Origin of the sequence: Salinivibrio proteolyticus (assembly GCF_027286365.1) — a bacterium.
Taxonomy (GTDB): Bacteria; Pseudomonadota; Gammaproteobacteria; order Enterobacterales; family Vibrionaceae; genus Salinivibrio; species Salinivibrio proteolyticus.
Window position 1 is genome coordinate 1,176,573 of sequence record NZ_CP114584.1, and the last position, 22,323, is coordinate 1,198,895.

The 22,323-nt window shown below is 45.5% G+C and carries 28 protein-coding genes and 2 pseudogenes; 25 read left to right on the top strand and 5 right to left on the bottom strand.

Annotated features, from left to right (window positions below):
- Positions 1-61 precede the first annotated feature (61 nt).
- From N7E60_RS05655 to N7E60_RS05680, 6 genes and pseudogenes are all read left to right on the top strand, one after another.
- Entirely contained in the window at positions 62-886 is an 825-nt protein-coding gene (locus N7E60_RS05655; protein WP_269598338.1) for a hypothetical protein, read from the top strand.
- 427 nt (positions 887-1,313) lie between these two features.
- Positions 1,314-2,441: an ISAs1 family transposase gene (locus tag N7E60_RS05660; protein WP_269598339.1), complete on the top strand. Its 1,128-nt coding sequence runs from the start codon at positions 1,314-1,316 to the stop codon at positions 2,439-2,441.
- 37 nt (positions 2,442-2,478) lie between these two features.
- A pseudogene (locus tag N7E60_RS05665) lies at positions 2,479-2,694 on the top strand (transposase); the annotation flags it as partial.
- Positions 2,695-2,801: 107 nt separating this feature from the next.
- Positions 2,802-3,881, top strand: coding sequence for a HEPN domain-containing protein (locus N7E60_RS05670; RefSeq protein ID WP_269598340.1), 1,080 nt, complete (start codon positions 2,802-2,804; stop codon positions 3,879-3,881).
- 141 nt (positions 3,882-4,022) lie between these two features.
- Positions 4,023-4,819 (top strand): IS5 family transposase gene (locus tag N7E60_RS05675; protein WP_269597063.1). Its coding sequence is split into 2 segments (ribosomal slippage): positions 4,023-4,361 and positions 4,364-4,819, totalling 795 coding nucleotides; the frame shifts between segments, so codons are not numbered across the junction.
- Between the two features lie 35 nt (positions 4,820-4,854).
- Positions 4,855-5,382, top strand: a complete 528-nt coding sequence (locus N7E60_RS05680) for a hypothetical protein (protein WP_269598341.1) — start codon at positions 4,855-4,857, stop codon at positions 5,380-5,382.
- A gap of 26 nt (positions 5,383-5,408) precedes the next feature.
- Here N7E60_RS05680 and N7E60_RS05685 read toward each other — a convergent pair whose 3' ends face one another.
- Entirely contained in the window at positions 5,409-6,365 is a 957-nt protein-coding gene (locus N7E60_RS05685; RefSeq protein ID WP_269597982.1) for an IS110 family RNA-guided transposase, read from the bottom strand.
- A 342-nt stretch (positions 6,366-6,707) separates the two neighbouring features.
- Between N7E60_RS05685 and N7E60_RS05695 the strand changes: the two genes are divergently transcribed.
- The 4 genes from N7E60_RS05695 (at position 6,708) to N7E60_RS05710 (ending at position 8,769) form a co-directional block, all read left to right on the top strand.
- Positions 6,708-6,878, top strand: a complete 171-nt coding sequence (locus N7E60_RS05695) for a hypothetical protein (RefSeq protein WP_269598343.1) — start codon at positions 6,708-6,710, stop codon at positions 6,876-6,878.
- 45 nt (positions 6,879-6,923) lie between these two features.
- Positions 6,924-7,448, top strand: coding sequence for a hypothetical protein (locus N7E60_RS05700; protein WP_269598344.1), 525 nt, complete (start codon positions 6,924-6,926; stop codon positions 7,446-7,448).
- A gap of 79 nt (positions 7,449-7,527) precedes the next feature.
- Positions 7,528-8,142 (top strand): hypothetical protein, encoded by a 615-nt coding sequence (locus tag N7E60_RS05705; protein WP_269598334.1) that lies wholly within the window; start codon positions 7,528-7,530, stop codon positions 8,140-8,142.
- Positions 8,143-8,292: 150 nt separating this feature from the next.
- Positions 8,293-8,769 carry a hypothetical protein gene (locus N7E60_RS05710; protein ID WP_269598345.1) on the top strand — a complete coding sequence of 159 codons (477 nt, stop codon included), beginning with the start codon at positions 8,293-8,295 and terminating at the stop codon, positions 8,767-8,769.
- 294 nt (positions 8,770-9,063) lie between these two features.
- On the opposite strand, the pseudogene N7E60_RS05715 reads toward N7E60_RS05710, so the two are convergent.
- Positions 9,064-9,333: pseudogene (locus N7E60_RS05715) on the bottom strand (IS110 family transposase); the annotation flags it as partial.
- Between the two features lie 30 nt (positions 9,334-9,363).
- On the opposite strand from N7E60_RS05715, the gene N7E60_RS05720 reads away from it, so the two are divergent.
- The 11 genes from N7E60_RS05720 to N7E60_RS05765 all read left to right on the top strand — a co-directional run bounded on the left by N7E60_RS05720 (position 9,364) and on the right by N7E60_RS05765 (position 15,054).
- Positions 9,364-9,705: a GNAT family N-acetyltransferase gene (locus N7E60_RS05720; RefSeq protein WP_269598346.1), complete on the top strand. Its 342-nt coding sequence runs from the start codon at positions 9,364-9,366 to the stop codon at positions 9,703-9,705.
- Positions 9,677-10,473 (top strand): IS5 family transposase gene (locus N7E60_RS05725; protein WP_269597063.1). Its coding sequence is split into 2 segments (ribosomal slippage): positions 9,677-10,015 and positions 10,018-10,473, totalling 795 coding nucleotides; the frame shifts between segments, so codons are not numbered across the junction. Before N7E60_RS05720 ends, N7E60_RS05725 begins: the two co-directional genes overlap by 29 nt.
- 72 nt (positions 10,474-10,545) lie before the next feature.
- Complete coding sequence (locus tag N7E60_RS05730; RefSeq protein WP_269598347.1) at positions 10,546-10,701, top strand: GNAT family N-acetyltransferase; 156 nt, start codon at positions 10,546-10,548, stop codon at positions 10,699-10,701.
- A 161-nt stretch (positions 10,702-10,862) separates the two neighbouring features.
- Positions 10,863-11,813 (top strand): prolyl aminopeptidase, encoded by a 951-nt coding sequence (pip, locus tag N7E60_RS05735; RefSeq protein ID WP_269598348.1) that lies wholly within the window; start codon positions 10,863-10,865, stop codon positions 11,811-11,813.
- Between the two features lie 19 nt (positions 11,814-11,832).
- Entirely contained in the window at positions 11,833-12,018 is a 186-nt protein-coding gene (locus tag N7E60_RS17405) for a GNAT family N-acetyltransferase (RefSeq protein ID WP_408642342.1), read from the top strand.
- A 156-nt stretch (positions 12,019-12,174) separates the two neighbouring features.
- Positions 12,175-12,513, top strand: coding sequence for a hypothetical protein (locus N7E60_RS05740; protein WP_269598349.1), 339 nt, complete (start codon positions 12,175-12,177; stop codon positions 12,511-12,513).
- Between the two features lie 55 nt (positions 12,514-12,568).
- Positions 12,569-13,117, top strand: coding sequence for a GNAT family N-acetyltransferase (locus tag N7E60_RS05745; protein ID WP_096627911.1), 549 nt, complete (start codon positions 12,569-12,571; stop codon positions 13,115-13,117).
- Between the two features lie 21 nt (positions 13,118-13,138).
- Complete coding sequence (locus tag N7E60_RS05750; RefSeq protein WP_269598350.1) at positions 13,139-13,636, top strand: ASCH domain-containing protein; 498 nt, start codon at positions 13,139-13,141, stop codon at positions 13,634-13,636.
- A gap of 158 nt (positions 13,637-13,794) precedes the next feature.
- Positions 13,795-14,055: a type II toxin-antitoxin system Phd/YefM family antitoxin gene (locus N7E60_RS05755; RefSeq protein ID WP_269598351.1), complete on the top strand. Its 261-nt coding sequence runs from the start codon at positions 13,795-13,797 to the stop codon at positions 14,053-14,055.
- Positions 14,042-14,311, top strand: coding sequence for a Txe/YoeB family addiction module toxin (locus N7E60_RS05760; protein WP_443216523.1), 270 nt, complete (start codon positions 14,042-14,044; stop codon positions 14,309-14,311). The genes N7E60_RS05755 and N7E60_RS05760 overlap by 14 nt, the downstream gene beginning before the upstream one ends.
- A gap of 347 nt (positions 14,312-14,658) precedes the next feature.
- Positions 14,659-15,054, top strand: coding sequence for a hypothetical protein (locus N7E60_RS05765; RefSeq protein ID WP_269598352.1), 396 nt, complete (start codon positions 14,659-14,661; stop codon positions 15,052-15,054).
- 70 nt (positions 15,055-15,124) lie between these two features.
- On the opposite strand, the gene yciA is transcribed toward N7E60_RS05765, so the two are convergent.
- The 3 genes from yciA to N7E60_RS05780 form a co-directional block, all read right to left on the bottom strand.
- Positions 15,125-15,523, bottom strand: a complete 399-nt coding sequence (gene yciA, locus N7E60_RS05770) for an acyl-CoA thioester hydrolase YciA (protein WP_069590096.1) — start codon at positions 15,521-15,523, stop codon at positions 15,125-15,127.
- A 93-nt stretch (positions 15,524-15,616) separates the two neighbouring features.
- Positions 15,617-16,159 carry a septation protein A gene (locus tag N7E60_RS05775; protein WP_077640746.1) on the bottom strand — a complete coding sequence of 181 codons (543 nt, stop codon included), beginning with the start codon at positions 16,157-16,159 and terminating at the stop codon, positions 15,617-15,619.
- A 150-nt stretch (positions 16,160-16,309) separates the two neighbouring features.
- Positions 16,310-17,653 (bottom strand): sodium-dependent transporter, encoded by a 1,344-nt coding sequence (locus tag N7E60_RS05780; protein WP_069590100.1) that lies wholly within the window; start codon positions 17,651-17,653, stop codon positions 16,310-16,312.
- Positions 17,654-18,219: 566 nt separating this feature from the next.
- Between N7E60_RS05780 and cls the strand changes: the two genes are divergently transcribed.
- The 4 genes from cls to N7E60_RS05800 all read left to right on the top strand — a co-directional run bounded on the left by cls (position 18,220) and on the right by N7E60_RS05800 (position 22,285).
- Positions 18,220-19,680, top strand: coding sequence for a cardiolipin synthase (gene cls / locus N7E60_RS05785; RefSeq protein WP_077458260.1), 1,461 nt, complete (start codon positions 18,220-18,222; stop codon positions 19,678-19,680).
- A 223-nt stretch (positions 19,681-19,903) separates the two neighbouring features.
- On the top strand, positions 19,904-20,209 hold the full coding sequence (locus tag N7E60_RS05790) for a hypothetical protein (protein WP_069590104.1): 306 nt from the start codon (positions 19,904-19,906) through the stop codon (positions 20,207-20,209).
- Between the two features lie 305 nt (positions 20,210-20,514).
- On the top strand, positions 20,515-21,057 hold the full coding sequence (locus N7E60_RS05795; protein WP_077458262.1) for a hypothetical protein: 543 nt from the start codon (positions 20,515-20,517) through the stop codon (positions 21,055-21,057).
- A gap of 10 nt (positions 21,058-21,067) precedes the next feature.
- Entirely contained in the window at positions 21,068-22,285 is a 1,218-nt protein-coding gene (locus N7E60_RS05800) for a GGDEF domain-containing protein (RefSeq protein ID WP_269598353.1), read from the top strand.
- Positions 22,286-22,323 lie beyond the last annotated feature (38 nt).

A 22,323-nucleotide genomic window follows, 5' to 3' on the forward strand; every position in this document is an offset into this window, starting at 1 on the left:
ATTTACTCGCTAGAGCTCCTAAATTTCCGCAGAGCGCGGCGTTAGGCACCAAGAGAAAAGTATGTTTGACGAACTAACTAAATCATTAAAATCAGTCCTATATGAACGTGTCTCTAGCCCTCTTTTAGGGAGTGTGGGTCTGGTTTGGCTTGCATATAATTGGAAACCAGTTTTCTATTTCCTGCTATCAGATGAAATAGTTGAAAAACGTATTGATCACATAGCGACCAATTACACTTCCTTTGATCATAATTTTTTATACCCGGTACTTATTGGTGGAGCTATTTCGATATTTTACCCGGTTATCTCATTTTTTCCTTTTTGGGTCGCGGAGCAGATTCAACATATACAGAGAAATTTGAAACAAAAACTATCGATGTCGCAGCTTTTGACGTTAGAGCAGTCTATGGCATTGAGGGCAGAATTAGTAACGAAAGAGAAGCGTATAAAATCTATTGTTGCGGATAGTCAAACTTTAAGAGCGGAATTAGAGCGGCAAGTTAAAAACCTCACCGACGAAAATACTGATCTATACCATCGGCTGTCTGAACTCGACATTATCGATCCTGATGCAGACCCAAGAGAGGTTGTTCTTTCGTCTTTGGAGAAAAAGGTTCTGCAAAGCCATACAGGCATGAAAGATGACTACGTTCAAATTGCTGAAGATCTAGCTTCCCACCTGGATGAAAACTTAGATGATGTTGAAATTGCATTGAATTCATTAAAACGCCGAAAATTTTTGAATGAGTCTGAGTACGAAGCGGACAAATACGGCTACACATTATCGAAGCTTGGACGAAAGTACTTGGGTTACCAAAAAGCGCAACTTGCGGAGAAAGTGCCTAACAATTCAATGCAGTCGACCGCTGACGCGTCGACTGATTGAGGCGTTATGCTTTATTGAGCCTCAGCAAAATCAATATATAAATTTTAATGGGAAAACTCAGTCTGATTTAGACGTTTTTCTATTCTAATTTATTGATATTATGAGTTTATTATTCTTTTTGGTGGCGATTGAAAGTTGAACGATGCTTTTGTGTTTTTGTCGGCTTTTGCTCTGATAAATTGTGTATGCAAAAGGTTCGATTATCGCTGAAAAGTCTCTTTCTTTGGTGTTACTGGTTCATTCAGGGAAAACGCATGAAGATCCGCGGCATGCCTGGGCTAGCGATTTAATGACTTAATTGTCAATTAAGGCTGAAAAATCGTGCGTTGAACCATGTTTATTAATTAAAATGAGTGAAAATAAAGGATCAATTTGTTGATCATTTTCAGTGCGATTTAATGGTCTCCTAACGTTTAGGAGATTAAAAATGACAGAAGATAAAAGTCCATTTATGCATTTCGTTTCCATTAGAGACATTCGTCAAGAAGGTAAAGTTGAACATACGTTATCAGATATTATTTTGATAACGATTTGTGCGGTGTTGTCTGGTCATGATACCTGGAAAGGTATGAGTGATTATGGCCGTAAGCAGCGCGATTTCTTATTACGCTTTGGCTTCTCAGGTAAAACATCACCCTCGGCAGATACGATTGCAAGAGTGATGGGAACCATCAGTACAAAAGCATTACAAAAAGCCTTCATAGAATGGATGAAATCGTGTCATGAATTAACGGATGGTGAAGTAGTTGCCATTGATGGAAAAACACTGAGGGGTTCATATAACCGAGCAACAGACCAAGCTGCGATTCATATGGTTAATGCGTTCGCAACCGCAAATGGTGTATGCCTCGGACAGTCAAAAGTAAATAGTAAAACCAATGAGATCACTGAGATACCTAAGCTGCTGGAATTGCTCGACATTTCTGGGTGTTTAATTACTATAGATGCCATGGGTTGTCAGCGAAAAATCGCACAAAAAATCATTAATAAAAATGCCGACTATTTGCTTGCTGTTAAAGGAAACCAAGGCAAGTTAGACAAAGCGTTTGATAATTATTACCGTCCTTCAATGCTTCAAAACTTTGATGGTGATAGCTACGCATCACAAGAGAAATCGCATGGACGTTTGGAAACACGATGTGCACTGATTAATACGGATTTAAGTGTATTAGGTGATTTGGCTTACGATTGGCCTGAATTAAAAACGATGGGCATCATGGTGAGTGTTCGACAAGAGGGAAAACACGCCGCAGAGTCAGATATTTCAGTGCGCTATTATATAAGCTCAAAAGCACTGACAGCGAAAGAGCTTCATGATGCCACGCGCTCACACTGGTTAATTGAATCAATGCACTGGCAACTTGATGTTGGATTAAAAGAAGATGCTTGCCGAATAAGAGTCGATGACCGAGCGGAAGTTTTTGCACGAATAAGGCAAATGGTTCTGAATTTATTAAAGCAAGAGAAGAGTTTCAAAGCCGGTATTCAACGCAAGCGAATGATGTGCGCGATGGACCAAGAGTACCTGGCGACCGTGCTGGGAAGCCTTTCGTGACGCGGATGTTCATGCGTTTTCCGTGGTTGCTTTGAACTACATTCCCCATGTTCAATCACGTGCTGAAGAGGCCGCGAGCTTGAAGCAATCGGATGATTTTAAGGCTCATCGTTGGGTTGTGGAGCGAACTCATAGCTGGCTAAACCGTTATCGTAGATTGCTTGTTCGTTGGGAAAAGAAAATCGAAAACTACGAGGCCATGTTGCATTTTGCTTGTGGCCTCATTGTTTGGAATAAATCCCTTTTGGGATAGGTTCTTAAGTGGAAAAATTAAATTTGGCTAGCGCTTCGCGCATTATAGACAAATTTTAATTTTCCGCTTAGCTTGGCGTTAAATTTTAAAGGGTAAGCTCGACAAAAATGATTAATTTGTCTGATTATAAACACTGGATCGCGATTTCAATTACTGGAGTAATTACGGCTCCAATTGTACCTTTGGGGCTTGGGCCTGACATGTACATTTGTCGTGAAAGCCATATGCCAAGTAGCCTGAAAGGCGTATTTACAGAGTCCTTAAGATTGTCTTTTGAAAGTTTTGGCTTGGAAGCATCTACTAAGCTAACTCTCAATGACCCAAAGTTACTGCTGGTTCCTATTTGTAATAGCGATGAAAAGACGATTAAAGAGGCTTTGATCGTTGCTGATATGGCATTAGCGTTATTTAATAAAAAGTACTTTTCTGCGAAGGCAAAGTTTATTAATTGGGATCGCAGAACTGGGGAAGCAGTGGGTGTTATTAGTACTAAAGGAAAGTTGACCCCGATTTTGGCGAACAGTCAGTTACATGGACCGGCAATTGCGCACCCGTTAGGTCAAGATGTATGGGACTGGTTACTAGGTTCTTTTTTAAGAGGAAGCCTTACTGAACTGGGCAGTCGTGTATATCGATGTTTAGAGTGGGAGCGAGAAGCACAGTTTTCATCCCATATTACTCATAAATTTGCTTTTAACTGGATTGGACTCGAGGCTATGTTACCGGACGGAGAGGTGAGTCAAGCTTATCTAGTGCAAAGATATTCATTGGTTATCGGGGCTCCTAGGGGCTCTGATTCTAAGAAATTGATGGACTCTCCCTCGAAATCATTATTCTTGGAACATAGAAACCCTGAAGGAAAGAAATGGGTAAAAGAAATAGAAAATATGTACAACTATCGTTGTGCAATTTTTCATGATGGGTCGAGTGACTTGACGTCCGAAGACATTAATCCTAAAAAGGTAGATTGGTATTACCATTTATCAAATCACTTAAGCATGCGGGTTATTGGCTATGCGATCGCAGCTATATGCGATGGCGTCGAAACAGTTGAAGATTTTTGGGGAGACTACATGCTCCATAAGGTTTTCCATGAAGACAACACGTGGTTAAAAAATGGAACTTTTCACCTAAATGATGCAATTAATTTTGATTGGGATGGTGAAGAGAAGTTTTACGAAATATAAAATTTAACAAAGCATTTAAGAGTGATTCGCAACGCTTGGCACTTTCGCTTCGCTCAAGTATAGCCAAGCGCTGCTCACACCTTAGAACCTATCTCAATAGGTGTTGTCTGAGTAAATCAACACCTATTGAAAATACTGTAAATGAATTCGACACAATACCTAATCTCTGACGCCCTTTGGGCAAAAATTGAGCCGCTTTTACCAATCCACAAGACGAACCATCCTCTAGGAACACATCGAAAGAGAGTCGATAATCGTGATGCCATGAACGGCATCCTCTTTGTTCTCAGAACTGGTTGTCAGTGGAATGCGCTTAACGCGACAGGTATTTGTTCCTCTAGCTCTGCACATCGTCGTTTTCAAGAGTGGCGAGATGCAGGAGTCTTTGAGCGATTTTGGCAAAATGGCCTGATTTACGAAGGGGTTGATTGGAGTTCCATATCAATGGACGGGTGCCAAACTAAAGCACCTTTAGCTGGCTCAAAAAAACAGGTAAGAACCCAACAGACCGTGCGAAACAAGGCGTAAAACGCAGTTTGTTGACGGATGCGAATGGATTGCCACTGGCTGTTGTTAGCGATGGCGCAAACGTCCACGACATTAAGCTGGTACTTCAAACATTAGATGCACTAGAGTGTTATCGGCCGCCGCTGAAAGTACCTTTGTACCTAGACAAAGGTTATACAGGCCAGTGGTTACATGATGAACTGGTTGCTTTGAACTACATTCCCCATGTTCAATCACGTGCTGAAGAGGCCGCGAGCTTGAAGCAATCGGATGATTTTAAGGCTCATCGTTGGGTTGTGGAGCGAACTCATAGCTGGCTAAACCGTTATCGTAGATTGCTTGTTCGTTGGGAAAAGAAAATCGAAAACTACGAGGCCATGTTGCATTTTGCTTGTGGCCTCATTGTTTGGAATAAATCCCTTTTGGGATAGGTTCTTAATGCGGCGTTAGCTTATCAGAGGAAGTTATGGAAGAGAGTGCATTTAGCATAGCTCAAGCTATATTAGTATCGTTGGGTGGAGGAGCAGCAATTGTCCTTGGAGCTTCGAGCTTTCTTGGAAAAATATGGGCTCAACGAATCTTACAGAAAGAACAGTCAAAAATGGCTCTGGAGATTGAAGAATATAGAAACAAGTTAGGTGAGTTAACTGCAAATAAACAGATAAACTACTATCAAAAATTAGAACTCTATAAGTCAGTATCCGTACCGTTGATCGATTTGGTAGCTAACATTACTCATCAAGAAACGCTAACTCCTGACTACATCAGAGGCTTTGACAAGCAAAGGCTTCACATGACTGCTCAATTGGCGCTATTCGCTTCTTCCGACGTTTTCGATATGTTCATGGATTTAATAGACTATATGTATAGTTCTATTGAATCGAACACTTTTGATTTTTATGTTTTTCGTGTAGAGATGCTTAAATTCTTAAGTGAAGTTCGAAAAGATATTGGTATATACACAGACGAGATAACCTACAAAGGAAACAGATAAGCTAACAAACGAGTATGTCGTCAATCCTAAATTTTAGCGAGATTTTTATCCCACATCACGCCGTCTCTGAGCATCGAATTTAAGATCACTACCATCTTGCGCACACAGGCAATAATGGCGACTTTTTTCGGCTTTCCAGCGGCGACTAATCGGGTATACGTCGCTTTAAAAACAGGATTACATTGCATCGCAGACATCATCGCCATATATAACACGGTACGAACTTGAGCACGTCCACCTTGGATCACTCGTTTGCCTTTATATCGCCCACTTTCTTTTGTCACGGGTGCAACACCAATGAGTGATGCCGCTTGTTTGTTAGTTATATAGCCCAGCTCAGGGACGTTACTGATGATAGATGCTGCCGCAATGCTGCCAATGCCAGGCACGCTTTGTAAGAGCGTATTTTTAGTCTGATATTCAGGGCATGCTTCAATCAACTTCACGAGTTTTTGTTCGATGTTGGTGATTTGATTTTTCATCGCAGTGAGCATGGGTTTGATGGTTGAATGCAAGGTTTTGGGCAGTATCTGCAAGCGGTTCTTTTCCATCGTTTGCATAGATAGGAGCTGGTTTCTCCTGATGACTAAGTCACTCATTAGACGTATATTTTCCGCCTTGATAATGGTGATTTCAGGCTTAATGGCGTCGCCATAATGTGCAATTAACTCAGCATCTAAGCGGTCATTTTTCGCTCTGCGGCCAATGGCGCCGGCGAAGCGTTTAATGTGCACAGGGTTGGCGCGTACGATGGGTAAATTGGCTTCAATACACGCGAGCACAAAGGGCATTTCTAATCGGCCAGTGGCTTCAATGATGATGCGCTCAGGCTGATATGGCTTGATGATTTTCAATGCATCTTTAATGCCTTTATCAGTGTTTGGCACAGAGAAGAAGTGCGCAGTTGGTCTGACGTAGATGTCGAGTTGCGCTTTGCCGGTATCGACGCCGATGTAGATGTTTTGATTGGATGCAGTATTCATAATAAGCTAACTCTTGTTTGCGTAATACGGGTTCGAGACCCAGTCGAGTATTCGAGTTTGGTGCTTGGAGTTCTAAGGTGCGTTCATGTTTGTTATCGGTCTCTCGACAGAGGAGCCAGCGTTCAATCGAACTGCACATTAGAAAGCTTTAGTTGCAGCTAAAGCCTGGGTCTCACTTTACCCAAATACGGGTGAGATTATCCATACAAACTGTTTAAGAGTGATTCGCAACGCGTGGCATTTTCACTATGCGTTTCGTTTGGTGTTTAAGGTGGTATGCAGGAGCTTGGGTATTGCGTTGCTCACACCTTAACAGGGCGTTAGCAATTCAAGGAAGTAGTGGTGAGTGAGCCTAGAAATTTTATTGATAAGCATTTTGGGGCAATCATAACTGCAATTGTGTCTCTGAGTGCAGTTCTTGTTTCCGCTGCCCAAATTTGGGTTGCTACCATTAACAAGGAAAAAGAACTTGCAGTGGCAAGAACCACGGCCGAAGAAGCAAGAGATTTGTAAGAGTTGACATCTTTTCGTTCTTGGAAGTTAGATCTGGCTAAGTTTATGGCTGAAAACCGAACGGCGATTTTTTCCGAGGGAGAAGATGGGCGCCAGCTTCAGAAAGTCATGCTGGCGACTTTTCCGCCGGAAGTCACGTACAGCGTTTTCGGGAGTTTGTCCGATATCTCCGGTGATACAACCAATACTTATTGGGCAGACGCGGAGAGAAGTGCCGCTAAGCTATACTACCCTCGCGTTAAGATCTATTACGAAACAGCCTTTCCTCGTGAAATAATCGATGTGATTGGCGACACACTAGCTGAAGGCGACGTTGCCTACGACTACTATGACCAAGAAATACCAAAAGGTTTGACCAATGGCGACGTGAGATATTTTCATGCAGATGACCAAGAGTTAGCGTATCAAGTAAAGAGAGATTTTGAAGAGTTGGCGTGTTTCAGTGGATACGATTTAAGGGTAGGTATAATTCCATTGATAAGAAGCAACAAAAGAGCGCCAAAAGGTACCGTGGAAATCTGGCTGCCAGATAAAGCTATTTATGGAAACACCGTAGAAGAACAATGCTAACAAATAGCTGTTGTCGGACGCACCTACGCTGGCGCTCCGGCACGCCGCAAAGCCAAGCGTTATGCACTTAGGAGGTCTAATGGATACATTTGAAAAGCGTGTTTATGCTGGGGAAATAAAGAAGCAGTGTCAGTTTTGCTTAGCTGCAATACAGTACCTAAATAACGCACTTCAACAGGTTGGGAACAGAGACATAAAGAGTGAAGAACGAACATTTTTTCACTCAGAAGTTTTTAGACAAATGCATAGCCTCCTCACTCATGCGAGTAATGTTTCTAGGATGTTCTGGCCACCTACACCAAAGCAAAAGAAAAATGAAACTGACGAAAATTTTGAGAAAAGACTGCTTTCAATAGACAAAGTTGTTCGTGGAAGAGTACTAAAGAGTGCCTTTGGTGTTGATGACTCTAACCCTCTTAAAAACAGAGCATTACGTGATCATTTAGAGCATTATGATGAAAGGTTGGATCATTGGCGAAATAATAGTACGAATAAAAATATTGTTAGTGACACGATTGGCCCACCTAACGCCATCGTTGGTCTGGACGCTACCGATATGATGAGGTGGTTCGACCCTACTAGAAACATCTTCATGTTTCGTGGTGAAGAGTACGATATTCAATCTATAGCAACCGCAATTGATAATATTCTATCAATCGCTGTAAATCTTGAAAAAGTGCTTTGGGAGCAATAGTGTGGACGTGCATAACAATAAAATTTAAGGGTGATTCACAACGCGCGGCGCTCTCACTTCAAGCAAGTTTAGTGTTTATGGCACAATGCTTTAGGTAGGTGGTTAGCGTTGTTCACACCTTAATTTGGCGTTATATTTTACGGGGGTAATATGCCAATCAAGCAGTTTGATAAGTGGATTGATAGCATCGTTTCTAAATACGAAATTGAAGCTCAATGCTGCAGTAAGTTTTCAGATGTTTTCTCAGGCTACTACTCTCCAGAATACTTAGCTAAATGCAAGTTTGTTGTAACGGACGTAATCCCGAAGCCTGACATTCCCGAACTACGCCATATTGGTTTAGGTGATTTTCTTGATATGGATTGTGGGGCAATCACCTACAAACACATGTACTTTATGAAACCCCAGCATCAAGAAAACTTAGAAATTCATATTCACGAACTCATGCACACAATTCAATGGGAGCAGCTAGGTGGAGAAGGCTTTTTGAAGCGGTACGTTCAAGAAATCAATGAACACGGCTATGACAATGCGCCATTAGAGAACATGGCATACGATCTAGGTCGTAGTTTCAAATCAGGTGGCGCTGCAGTTGATGTAGCTAACTTAGTGCGTGAAAAAATATAACACATATGAGCTCTTCTCCGGTCAATAGGCAATAGCATTTTTTGGCTGCGCAGCAGCCAATGCTCTCGAACAACAAAGTCGTCTACTTCGCTCTGTCATTTCCGCCATTAAGTCATTGCTTACGGCAAACACATATAGAAGGTCTCTTACTGCGGTCTCACCGCTGCCTACCAATCCTGTGACAGGGCCATTAGACATTATTCGGTTAACCCAAGCAGGCGCTATTCAAAAAGAAGGCTAAACGTTTGTTTTCCAGTTATCTTCAGGCTCAGTTTGGGGTAAGCAACGTTGTTGTTCGTTGAAGCGGTTGCGAACCAGCTCTCTGGCGTAGGGATAGCGCAGTTGAAGGTTAGGTGCGGGATGATTGTACTGACTAAAGGTATTGGAGACATGGGCTTTCAAATCAGCGCCGTGACGCATAATTTTGGTTTGGCGGCGAAGCAAATCGCGAGTGGCCCTCATCACTTTTGGGTAGACATAAGCCAGCGGAAAGTTACCGCCCCTGAGAAGAGAAGCAATCTTATAGGAATCAATGCGGTCGTTCTTGGTTTTGCCGCCGTGAATTAATTGAGCGTTATACGATTAAGGAGAAAAATGAAGCCGGATTTACATGGAAGTAGAATCATATTGAGGTCTATTCAAACTAATGATTGTAACGATCTGTTTGAGATTTATAGTGATACTCAAACAATGGAATTTGCCTCAGATCCAGTTTTTACATCGAAAGATATGATAGTTCAGATGCTAGAAAGCGTCGTCCGACTAGAGAAATCAGGTGAATCTTTGGAATGGGCGATAATGGAGAAAGCGACAAATAAAGTTATTGGAACCTGTGGCTTACATAGCTTTAGAACCTATCTCAATAGGTGTTGTCTGAGTAAATCAACACCTATTGAAAATACTGTAAATGAATTCGACACAATACCTAATCTCTGACGCCCTTTGGGCAAAAATTGAGCCGCTTTTACCAATCCACAAGACGAACCATCCTCTAGGAACACATCGAAAGAGAGTCGATAATCGTGATGCTATGAACGGCATCCTCTTTGTTCTCAGAACTGGTTGTCAGTGGAATGCGCTTAACGCGACAGGTATTTGTTCCTCTAGCTCTGCACATCGTCGTTTTCAAGAGTGGCGAGATGCAGGAGTCTTTGAGCGATTTTGGCAAAATGGCCTGATTTACGAAGGGGTTGATTGGAGTTCCATATCAATGGACGGGTGCCAAACTAAAGCACCTTTAGCTGGCTCAAAAAAACAGGTAAGAACCCAACAGACCGTGCGAAACAAGGCGTAAAACGCAGTTTGTTGACGGATGCGAATGGATTGCCACTGGCTGTTGTTAGCGATGGCGCAAACGTCCACGACATTAAGCTGGTACTTCAAACATTAGATGCACTAGAGTGTTATCGGCCGCCGCTGAAAGTACCTTTGTACCTAGACAAAGGTTATACAGGCCAGTGGTTACATGATGAACTGGTTGCTTTGAACTACATTCCCCATGTTCAATCACGTGCTGAAGAGGCCGCGAGCTTGAAGCAATCGGATGATTTTAAGGCTCATCGTTGGGTTGTTGAGCGAACTCATAGCTGGCTAAACCGTTATCGTAGATTGCTTGTTCGTTGGGAAAAGAAAATCGAAAACTACGAGGCCATGTTGCATTTTGCTTGTGGCCTCATTGTTTGGAATAAATCCCTTTTGGGATAGGTTCTTAGTGATAACGGTGACGCTTGTGAGGTTGGATGCTTACTGAATTCATCGTACTGGCGACAGGGATATATGTCAGAAGCTCTTTTGTTATTATTTTCTCATACTAAATCATTGGGGGTTGAAAAATTGTTTGCAGATATTGATGAGGGTAACTTCCGCTCTCAAGCTTTGTTTAGCAAGCTAGGCTTTAAAGCTAATAACGGTAAGTTTCAGCGCTTTCTTTGAGGCATTTTATAACAAACGAGTATGTCTTTAATCACTAAATTTAGCGAGAGTTTTTGCAGTGGCTTTTAGTGGTTAACGTGGTCTGCTGAAAGTTGATTGATACGGTATTCACCCTTTAAGGCATTGTTAGAAATTCATTGATAGATGGAGTCAGAATAAGGATGACAAAACGTTACCCACCGATTGAGCCGTTTAATTCGGGTATGTTAGAAGTTAGTGATGGTCACAGCATTTATTGGGAAGAGGTTGGTCATCCTGAGGGAACTCCAGCTATTTATCTTCATGGTGGACCCGGAAGTGGTTGTGGTCCTGGTGCAAGGCGTAATTTTGATCCCGAAGCCTATCGTGCCATTCTATTTGATCAGCGAGGTTGTGGTCGTAGCCTTCCGCTCATGTCTGAGCCTGATGCTGATTTGAGTACAAACACGACCGATCACCTGATTGCTGATATCGAAGCCCTTCGTGAGCACCTTAATATCGATAATTGGGTTGTTGTGGGTGGATCCTGGGGGGTGACACTAGGTCTTGTATACGCTCAGCGATATCCAGAGCGAGTCAGAGCGATGGTGCTTGGAGCCGTAACGACTGGAACACGACGTGAAATCGATTGGATCACGCGGGATATGGGTAGAGTCTTTCCTCGTGAGTGGGAGCGTTTTTGCGCGCTAGTACCTGAAGCAAAGCAAAGTGGCGATATAACGGCTGCCTATGCACGACTCTTGGCTGACCCAGATCCAAAAATACGCGAACAGGCTGCACTCGAATGGTGTCGTTGGGAGGACACCCATGTTTCACTTATGCCAGATTGGAAGCCCGACCCTCGTTACAGAGAACCAGAGTTTAGCCTTATCTTTTCTCGTGCTGTAACGCACTACTGGAGCCATGATTGTTTTTTAAAAGATGGTGAGTTGATGGTGGGTATCAACTGTATCGGAGATATTCCGGCTGTCCTAATTCACGGTCGATGGGATATTTCTGGGCCGCTTGATATTGCTTTGGCGCTACATCGTGCGTGGCCGAAGAGTGAGTTATGTATCTTGGAAGAAGCTGGTCATGGTGGGATCGGTTTTCCTGAAGCGATGACGGCTGCACTGGATAAGTTTCGTAAATAGACATTCATTGTCTATCTTGGTGACACCAAAGTGTCGTCAGCGTGGTGTCGGCAAAGCACTGATTTCACGGTGGGTCAAAGAGGCTGAGGAGAGGGGGCGTATCGCCAGATATCGAGCCAACCGGGAAAATATTGCCTCTCGACGCCTTTGTGAGTCGTTAGGTTTTGTTGCTCACAGCCATATTCAAATACTGGCAAAACTATGAGCAGCTGCAACGATTCAATCCGCATTATTGGTGGGGTTATCGCAATATGATGAGTGGGAGAGGCGTTTGTGGCTGATATTCATGGAGATTAAATGTTGTCTTTAGAACCCATCCCTGAAATTATTCACGATTCGTTTTTTGAGGGCGTTTTTGAGTATGACTAATTGGCTACGGGCTTTACTCGCGTTTGGTGTCTTGGCGGTCTCTTTTTCCTCGATGGCGCAGTCGCTACCAGAAGGAGCGATCCAAGAAGGAACGCTAGCTAATCAAAAATTGATCCAAGATGCGATGGCAGGGGTGCTGGTTACGGTGGCATCTCAAGGCTGTGAGAAGCCAGAGGAATTTGTGCCATATGTGCGAGAAATGCCGTCAGGCGAGGTAGGCACAAGGGTGTGGCGGGAGCTATGGATTGTCGAAGGCTGTGGTGACAGCTATCCGATAAAACTTCGCTTTCAGGAGGCGGGAGCTGGCGCCGCGAATTGGATGATTGAATAAACCGCACTGAAAATAATAAACGTCGACAATTGTGTCGCATTAATAATGAGGAAGTATGTTTACATTGGATGTTAATCGTGACCTAAAACTGGAACTTATCAATACACGCTTTGCGCCGATTTATCTGGATATCGTTACCCGCGATCAGGAGTATTTAAGCCAATGGTTAGTGTGGCCACCGCATGCCCATGATGAAGCGTTCTTTTTGAGCTTTATTAAAAAATCCCTTCACGATTATGCAGAAGGTAAATCATTGGTATGTGGCATTATTTATCAGGGTCAATTGGTAGGCAGTGTGAGTTACAACACTATCAATCAGTCGCTTAAAAAGGTGGAAATTGGCTATTGGCTGAGCTCTTTACACCAAGGGAAAGGGATTGTGAGTCAAGCCGTGGCTAAGCTCATTGAGCTGGCGTTTACCCAGTTTGGTATGGAAAAAGTACAGATATCGGCGGCAACGGAAAACACGCCAAGCCGAAAGGTCTGTGAGCGTTTAGGGTTCACACTCGAAGGCGTAATACGTCGTGCTGAAAATTTAAACGGACGCATTGTCGACCATGCCATTTACGGTTTAGATCGCGCTACCTGGCAAATCGCGGATTAGGTAGAAAAATCAAGGATGCTCATGAATACAGAACAACAGGCATTTTTAAACGCCTACCTTGCCACCTTAAGTGACGCAGAACGTCAGGCGGTGCCTGACACGATTGCTGAGTACTTTTGCGCGGATGAATACAACGCTAACGAATGCGCCCGTTTGATTGATCAAGGTATAAAACGCGCATCGTGCAGCTTAAAAGCATGCTACGAGATCGAAAACGAACCTTACCCGCAAGTCGGACGTTTAACCGTGGTGCTTAACTGGGCGCAGCAGCCGGTTTGTATTATTAAAGTGACTGAAGTGAGAGAGTGTCCATTTGATCAAGTGACTGCTGAATTTGCCGCTGCGGAAGGTGAAGGCGATAAGAGCTATGCGTGGTGGCGGCAGGCGCACCTTGCGTTTTTTGAGCAAGAGGGGCAGGCACTCGGCGTGCCGTTTACAACTCAATCACCTTTGGTGTTAGAGCGCTTTGAGAAAGTCTATCCGCTTGATCACCATGAAACTGAGCAGGTAAGCGCATGATAAAACAAGTCGGTCAAACATCCATCCAACCCGAACACTTGGCGCGCGGCCGTTTTAGGCGATTGTGTTAAGCGAATAACCACTAGACATGTTCCTTAAGTTGTACATGTCTCGTTTGTTGCTCTATACTTCGATGGTGTACGAATAGGAGCAATCCGATGAAAATCATTTCGTTTACTGAAGCGAGAAATGGCCTCAAAACGGTATTAGATGGGGTGGTTGATGACGCTGATACCACTATCATCACCCGACGTGATGCGGAAGACGCGGTGGTGATGTCGCTTGATTACTACAACAGCCTTATGGAAACCGTTCATCTGTTGCGCTCACCCGCCAATGCTGAGCACCTAAATCGGTCTATTACTCAGTACAAGATGGGGAAAGCGATGGAGCACGCGTTAGTCGATAGCGATGAGTAGTCGCTTACTTTGCTGGACGGATGATGCGTGGCGTGACTACGTGTACTGGCAAAGCCAGGATAGAAAAACACTCAAGCGAATCAACAAGCTCATCCTCGATGTAAAACGAACGCCATTCGAGGGCATAGGTAAGCCCGAAGCACTAAAAGAAAACCTGACCGGCTTCTGGTCGCGGCGTATTGATGATACCAATCGGCTGGTTTACGCCGTGGATGATACGTCTATTACGATCCTATCTTGCCGATATCACTATTAGTCACCTAGCGCCTGCGGTGCATAATGGCACAATGAAGGCGCGAGGCGTCATGCCCACCCTCAATACAAAACCACTCCTTATAACGCCTCTGGATAAAATCACCGTCGCCACTGAATAATGGCGATGGGTGAAGTCAGTGCACTGACCGAAAAAGCTGCCAGCAGGGTTAAGCGTAGTAAGCACGTGTATAAATAGTTAACAAGGGGCGCGTACAATGTTCAGTGTTGTGGGTCACGTTTGCGTTTAGTCCTGCTCGCCCTGTTGATAAAAATAGACATAATAAGCGCCGCAGTGGGATGAGCCCTATAAAGTGTGAGTCAATAACGCATCCTAGTATGGAAATAAAAATGAGAAAGTCAGTGGTAATAAAGCAAACGCCAACCCATTTATGTGTGAATGATGATTGTTATTCAATGCGCAATATTGTTGACGCCAGCGTTGAAGAACTTACATGGAAAGATCACCTGCTGAGGATGTTAGGGTTAGGGATACTAACCGCGAGCATTTTATTTTTTATGTTAGTGGGTGAACTGCCCTACGCGGAGTATTTACCTGCCGTGGGGTTTGTTGCAGGCGCGTTGTTAGCTTTGCTGACCAGCGCAAAATACGTGTTTCGTATTGAGTATAACCATCAAGACGATACGGGTGTACAGTGGCTGGCTATAGCCAAAAGTGGAAAGAAAACGGATAAATTGCTTTTTGAGCAGCACGTCGCGCAATTAAAGCAGTTGTTGGTCTCGTAGCAACGCTATTGATAGGGCGGATATACAAAGGGCCTGAGATTTAACAGGCCCTTTGTGGTGACTGAACACGTTATTTTTTGATCGGACGCGGCCGGCCGCTTTCATCAATGGCAACATAGTTAAATACGGCATCGCTCACCTTGTAGCGTTCGCCGACACCGTCATGCTTAACCGGCTTTACCCATACTTCGAGCGCGACACTCATCGAGGTATTACCAATGCGACTGCATGTACCATAGCAGCAGACTACATCACCCACGCTAACGGGCGCTTTGAAGGTGATTTCGTTCACTGAAACAGTCACGACACGTCCGCCAGAGATTTCTTTGGCGAGGATCGCGCCGGCTAAATCGAGCTGAGACATGATCCAGCCGCCAAAAATATCGCCATTGGCGTTAGTATCGGCTGGCATCGCAAGTGTACGCAGCAACAGTTGGCCGCGTGGGCAGTTGTTTTTATTGTCAGACATGGCTCTCTTCACATCTTATTCAAAAGGGGCTGGCCCCTTTTTTTCAGGATAAGATTAGAATTGTGACCTCTGACACAGCATTTGGGCAAGTTTTTATTGGTCCGAGTTGCTCTCCTTGGGCATATGGCGGTAGATGTAGATACCTGTCGCGATGAGATATAAGAACGTTAAGATCATGGTGCCAAACACTTTAAAGTTCACCCAAACATCAAGCGGCATGCTGTATGCGACGTAAATATTGACCCCGGCTAATACCGAGAAAAAACTCACCCACGCCCAGTTAATGGTGCGCCATACGCGATCGGGTAAGTCCAGCTCTTTGCTGAGCATGTTTTTAATTAAGGGTTTACCCATCAGCTCAGAGGCTACCAAGCCCACCGCAAACAACACATAGACGATGGTCACTTTCCATTTAATGAAGTTGTCGTCATGGAAGAAGAGTGTCATTCCCCCAAACACCGCCACTAAAGCCGCAGTGACGATCTGCATTTTCTCCACTTTTCTATAAAGCGCCCACACTAAGGCGACTTGGATTAGGGTCGCGATGATCAATGCGCCTGTGGCGACATAAATATCGTAAAACTTATACAGCGCGAAGAAGATAATGAGTGGAATAAAATCAATCAGTTGTTTCATAAAACGACACGATGCCTTGTGGGCGGATTGAATAAATGTATTGGCAGTGTAACCAATTGCGGCGAGGGGAGGAAATACGAAATGGCTCGAAAAGGGGGAAGAGAAGATACCGCTCAGCACATAATACGTCATGTACTGAGCGGTGTGCGGTTAGATCCAGTCCCAACCGAAGACCAAGATCATTAAGATAGGGCAAATCACCCGCACATAACCCGGCCAGATTTTCCAAAACCAGGTTTCGCCAAGTTCAGGGCTACCTTGCACCAGCTCTTTCAAGATTTCGTTACGGTGCCACAACCAACCGGCGACCAAGGCAAATAGCAGGCCGAGAATAGGCTGTGCGTATTCTGTCGTCACGGTAACCACCAAGCCGAACAGATCGCCAAAGTTATACACAATGGTGGCAGAGGCTAGGGTGATCAAACCACCAATCCACCAAACGGCTTTCTCGCGAGACTGACGCAGTTCTTCGGTTGCACAAGCTACGGGCACTTCAAGCATTGAAATGGCCGATGTGAGAGCCGCAATGACCATCAGTAAGAAGAAAGCGAAGCCGATAAACAAGCCAGCACTGCCCATGGTATCGAACATGGCAGGCAAGACGCTGAACACCAGCGTATCGCTGCTGAGTAGATCCCCGCTTTCACTGTAAATCGCCACCCCGTTATGTTGGGCAACGAACATCGCTGGCATAATCAATAGTCCGGCAATAAAGGCGATACCGGTATCGAGCAGTGCCACTTGGGCGGCAGTTTTGGGAATACTGGCTGACTTTGATAAGTAAGAGCCATAGACCATCATTACGCACACACCGAGGGAGAGCGAGAAGAAAGCCTGCCCCATTGCACTCACCACCAGACTTGGCGAGAGATGAGAAGGATCGGGGATCAGGTACATTTTTAATCCCTCAATCGCGCCAGGTTGGAACAAGATGTACACCACCATCACTACGAAGAGTAAAAACAGTACTGGCATTAAGCGAGACGACCAACGCTCGATCCCGTTAGCAATGCCGTTACGAACCACCAAAATGGTCGGTACCATAAAGCACAGCATGAGGGCGAGGTTACGGGTTTCGCTGAATGACTCTAACCAGTTCGCCGCATTAACAAAGCCCAGCGCGGTGAGCAGTGGTGACACCATAAAGCCGACCAGCCAACCGGCGACAATGGCATAGAAGCTAAGGATACCAGTTGCTCCGAGCATACCGACTAAGCCGAGCAAGCGACCCAACCACTTTTGCCCACCTGCCACTGAGGATAAAGACCGAACCGGGTTAGCATTGCCGTAGCGTCCAATAGTGAGTTCTGCTATTAAAAGGGGATACGCTAGGACAAAAACCATGATCAAATAAATGAACAGAAAAACGGCGCCGCCGTTTGAAGCTGTTTGAGTCGGGAACCCCCAAATATTGCCCAGCCCAATCGCTGAGCCGGCTGCCGCCAAGATAAACCCTAATCGGGATGAAAATTGTGCGCGTTGTGTGTTTGCCATATCTACTCGTCAGTTTATGCGACATACCCGTCTGACTCTACGCGAATGCGTCCAGCTGCTTGGGTATAGATGATTGATACTGCTCATAATGCCCATCGCTGATGCGTGAGCGACACCTTATGGTGTGTAAAGTTATAATTACAGAGTGAAGCTAGTGATTCGTTCCTCTAAGGCTCGTAAGTAAAACAGTTTATACGTAAAATTTGAAGATCTTGCCGTATGTAATACCCCCAAACGAGCCAACTTCCCGATATTCTTTCCGCGTCTGCTTACTTATTCACCGATAGCGAGTGCGATTCACTGTCTATAGTCAGTACCACAGTGGCTTTCTCTGTCGCAATTATTGATTTAACACAATGTTAACAAGGTGATGTTGCGTCACGTATTTATGTGTCGGTTATTCATCTATGACATTTCTACTGAGGGCCACTTCACTTTTGGTGACTTGTGTTGTCATAAATCTAGACAAAACACTGCTTGCACCCAGTGGCAAGCTAGGCAGAATAGGGTAAGACCATGTGGTTGATAACCCGTCGATTCCAACAATAAGGTGTGCGCAAACAAGCATGGAAAAAGTCTACGAGATCCTGACTCTTATTTTGTTACTCGCGTATTGGCTAACGATCGCGGCGGTCACTATTCGTGTGGTCTTTAAGCGTCGTGCGCTCGGGGTGTCGATCGCATGGTTGATGATTATTTACATCCTGCCGATTGTCGGTGTCATCGCCTACCTGCTATTCGGCGAGCTCAATCTCGGGAAGACGCGTGCGGTACGTGCCAAAGCGATGTTTGAACCGTATCGGCAATGGTTGCTCAGCTTACAAGCGTGTCCGGCGCATCGTCCTCAGCACGTGCGCGAGCAATCTCATCATGTTAACCAATTATGCCAAGCGCGGATTGGTGTCCCTGAATTAACGGGCAACCAGCTCCACTTGCAGACCGATCCGGCAGATATCCTCAAATCCATTGCCTTTGATATTCGTCACGCCACGCAAAGCGTAAACATGGTGTTTTATATTTGGCATCCTGGCGGCCATGCCGATGAGGTTGCGCAAGCCGCGTGTGATACCGCGAAGCGGGGCATTCCGGTTCGTATCATGCTCGATTCTGCGGGAAGTAAGACGTTTTTCCGCAGCAAATGGCCGAGTGTGATGCGAGAAGCGGGGATAGAGTTGATTGAAGCTCTGGCCGTCAATCCGTTTCGGATGTTCTTCCGCCGCCTTGATATTCGCCAGCACCGCAAGGTGGTGATCATCGATAATCATCTGGCATACACGGGCTCGATGAACATGGTCGATCCGCGCTTTTTTAAGCAAAATGCGGGTGTGGGTCAATGGGTAGACGTGATGGTACGTGTTACCGGCCCCACCGTTCCTGTGCTCAGCAGCATTTTTTCTTGGGATTGGGAAGTAGAAACGGGACTGCGAAATTTACCCGCACAACCCGAATGCTCACTCATTGAAGATCACCAACATGCCAATCACGCTGTGCAAGCCATTCCATCGGGACCGGGTTTGCCTGATGGTATGATCCAACAGGTGTTAACCTTGGCTATCCACCAAGCCCATGACAGCATTACCATTACCACGCCCTATTTGGTGCCGAGTGAAGGGCTACTGTTTAGCTTACAAACGGCAGCGCAACGAGGCGTGAAAGTGACAGTGATTGTGCCGGAAAAAAACGATTCCTTAATGGTTGAGTGGGCCAGTCGGTCCTTCTTTGCCGATTTAATGGCGTCAGGTATTGAGATCTACCGTTTTGGCGGTGGCTTACTGCACACCAAATCTGTATTGGTTGATGAAAAGTACTGTTTGATTGGCACCGTAAACCTCGACATGCGCAGCTTATGGTTGAACTTTGAGTTAACGCTCACGGTCGATGATCCCGACTTTTGTGCCAGCGTGAACGCGCTACACCAGCGCTATCTCAGCCAATCTTTGCGTGTGGAACCCAAAACGTGGCAACAACGACCGGTTTATCACAAGCCGATTGAACAGTTTTTCTATATGTTCAGTCCGTTGTTATGACCGGCGCGCGAACTTGATTGAACATGCATACAGTGCGGTTGGTTATGCCATACCGTATAGAGGGCGTTATCCTAATCGCTTGTCAGCATTAAGATTATTAAGTGCCTCACAATTGGTAACCATTTATTCCCTTATATCCTAAAAATCCGGCGCCTTTCGCTGCCGTTTGAGGGCAGAGTTACTACACTTAGTAATGCCCCATATCGAGTGACAGGAGGTAGACATGTCTATCCGTTCACGCAGTTATACATTGAACACCACGCCCGCGCGAAAGGCGCACGTGCGGGTTGTGCCAAATGGCAATGTGTTGATTCAGATTGCCAACGAGAAAAAACCGCACCTCGCGGAATTTGATGAGGTGAAGTTTGAGCGTAAGGGAAAAATCACCCAGCTGGTCGCAGAGCATGTCGAGCCGGGAAGACGAGAAAATTGGGCACTGCCAATGCATCATGATGATGCAAACGAGCTGGCGTCCTTGATTGATCAGGCTCAGGAAGAGCTTGAAATATTAATGCGCGATCTTAGCTAACCAGCGTTGTTTGCCTGTCGGTACACAGAGTATCGGCAGGCTTTTTTGTTTATAGCCCATTGTCCCCGTCTGCTTTCTAGCCCCTGACTTTTTTTGTGCTGCGAGTTTATCTCAATTGTGAGATTTGTTAATAAATGCTGGCTCAAACACTATAAATCGTTAACCCCTTTCAAGCACACTAGTCCCAACAGCGTCACATCTGTGACGTAATACAGACACGTGACTTACATTTGTGAGGCCAGCCTCAAGCCCCTTGCTGCTGACCGACAAGTCTCCGGTTGTCGTTGTGATGTAACTGGTGAAAAATGAAAGAAAAACCTCGCACAGCCTTTCTTGCAGCACCCATTGTATTGCTGCGTGGTTTAGTTCAAGCCCCCAATGTCGCGATGGTGGTGATTGGCGTTTTGATTACCTTCAGCGCCGTTGCCGCCTTGCGCGTGCCGATCAATCTCACCGTCAGTGTTACTCCAGAGCACAGTGTGCGATTCAATCGACAGGCGCTCGAGGCCTTACCTTCGGCACAAATCATCACTCAAACCCCATTTACCCAAGGTGAGCAACGTTTTGAGGGTGTGGCGCTATCAAACGTTTTGGACGCTGCGGGAATGGGGGAATGTGCTGACTTAAAACTGAGCGCGATGAATCGATACCAAGCGATGCTCAGTGCAGACATGGTGGCACGTTATCAGCCAGTGATTGCGATGAAACGCAACGGGCAAGCGATGACACTCAGAACACTTGGTCCACTTTGGTTAGTGTTTCCTCTCGACCAATATCCGGCCATTCAGAATGACCGATTTTATTCGGCAATGGTGTGGCAGCTGACTGACATAGCGTGCCAGCCCTAAGGAGTGACGAATGATGAGAAATGCCCAACTGAAGGTGATGCCGATTAAACGCACTATTTTAGTGGTATGTATTGCGATTATGGCAATCGGTGTGGTGTTAACCACCAATAAGATCACCGCGTTATCTGAGCGCCTAACCAACGGCCAAAGCAAGTTGGTGTGGTATATGCTCAGCTTGTCTAAAGAGTACGATGCGCTGATTACCTTGCTGGAACGCTACCAAGGTGGAAAGAGCAGCTTTGATCAGTTGGCGATTCAGCACGAGATCTTATGGAGCCGCTTTCCGGTTGCGATCACGATGGCGAACCGTGGTGATGCGGAACAAGGGCATCCGACGGCGCTACTAAAAACCCTGTTCGCTGATCTTAAAGCGTATGAAAGCCGCTTCTATGCCTTGCGCTTTTCTAGTCAGGGCATGAGCCAGCTGATTGGGCATTATCGCCAGCAGCGTCAATTACTCGATGGCTTTTTTCAGCAATCGTTAGCCATGCCGGGTCATGGTTATCGCGAGCATACGCGGTTACTTAACCAGCTCGGACAACTGACCACCGTGATGACGTTAGGGATGATAGCCGTGGGCGCGACAGTATTGATGCTGCTTGCATTGGATGCCAAACGCTATTATCGCTTAGCGCGCGAAGACCAACTGACAGGATTGCATAATCGCCATTGGTTGTTTGATACGTTAAACGGTCGCTATGTATTCAACACTCATAGTATGGCGATGTTGGTGATTGACCTTGATGGCTTTAAGGCGATTAATGATAATTTTGGCCATGATGTGGGCGATCTTTTTCTGTCTGCGTTGGCAGAAAAGCTAGCGATGGCACTCCCGCCGCATGCGGTCATTGCGCGGTTAGGTGGTGACGAATTTGCAGTGGTGATGCCTTATCAGCGCGACGATGAGTCGAGAGTGCTTGCGCGTGTTCTTGTCGACGTGGCGCATCAACCGATCGTAATTGACACATACCTCTGCCAAGTGTCGGCCAGCGTGGGTATCGCGCATGGAAAGGACAAACTGAGCGGGGAGCGTTTACTGACCCATGCGGACACGGCAATGTACGCGGCAAAGCGGGCAGGGAAGAACCAATATCGCATGTATCATGACACTATGCAGCCTCCCAATGGAAAACGACACAGTCGTGAGGAACCGCGGTTTGATGAAGCCACACCTTGGGTAAGTGGCCGTTCGCAAGGCGATGCTGAACAGACATCGCCCAACGCTTAGTATTATCAAACTCAGTATTATAAAGCTCAGTGTTATCC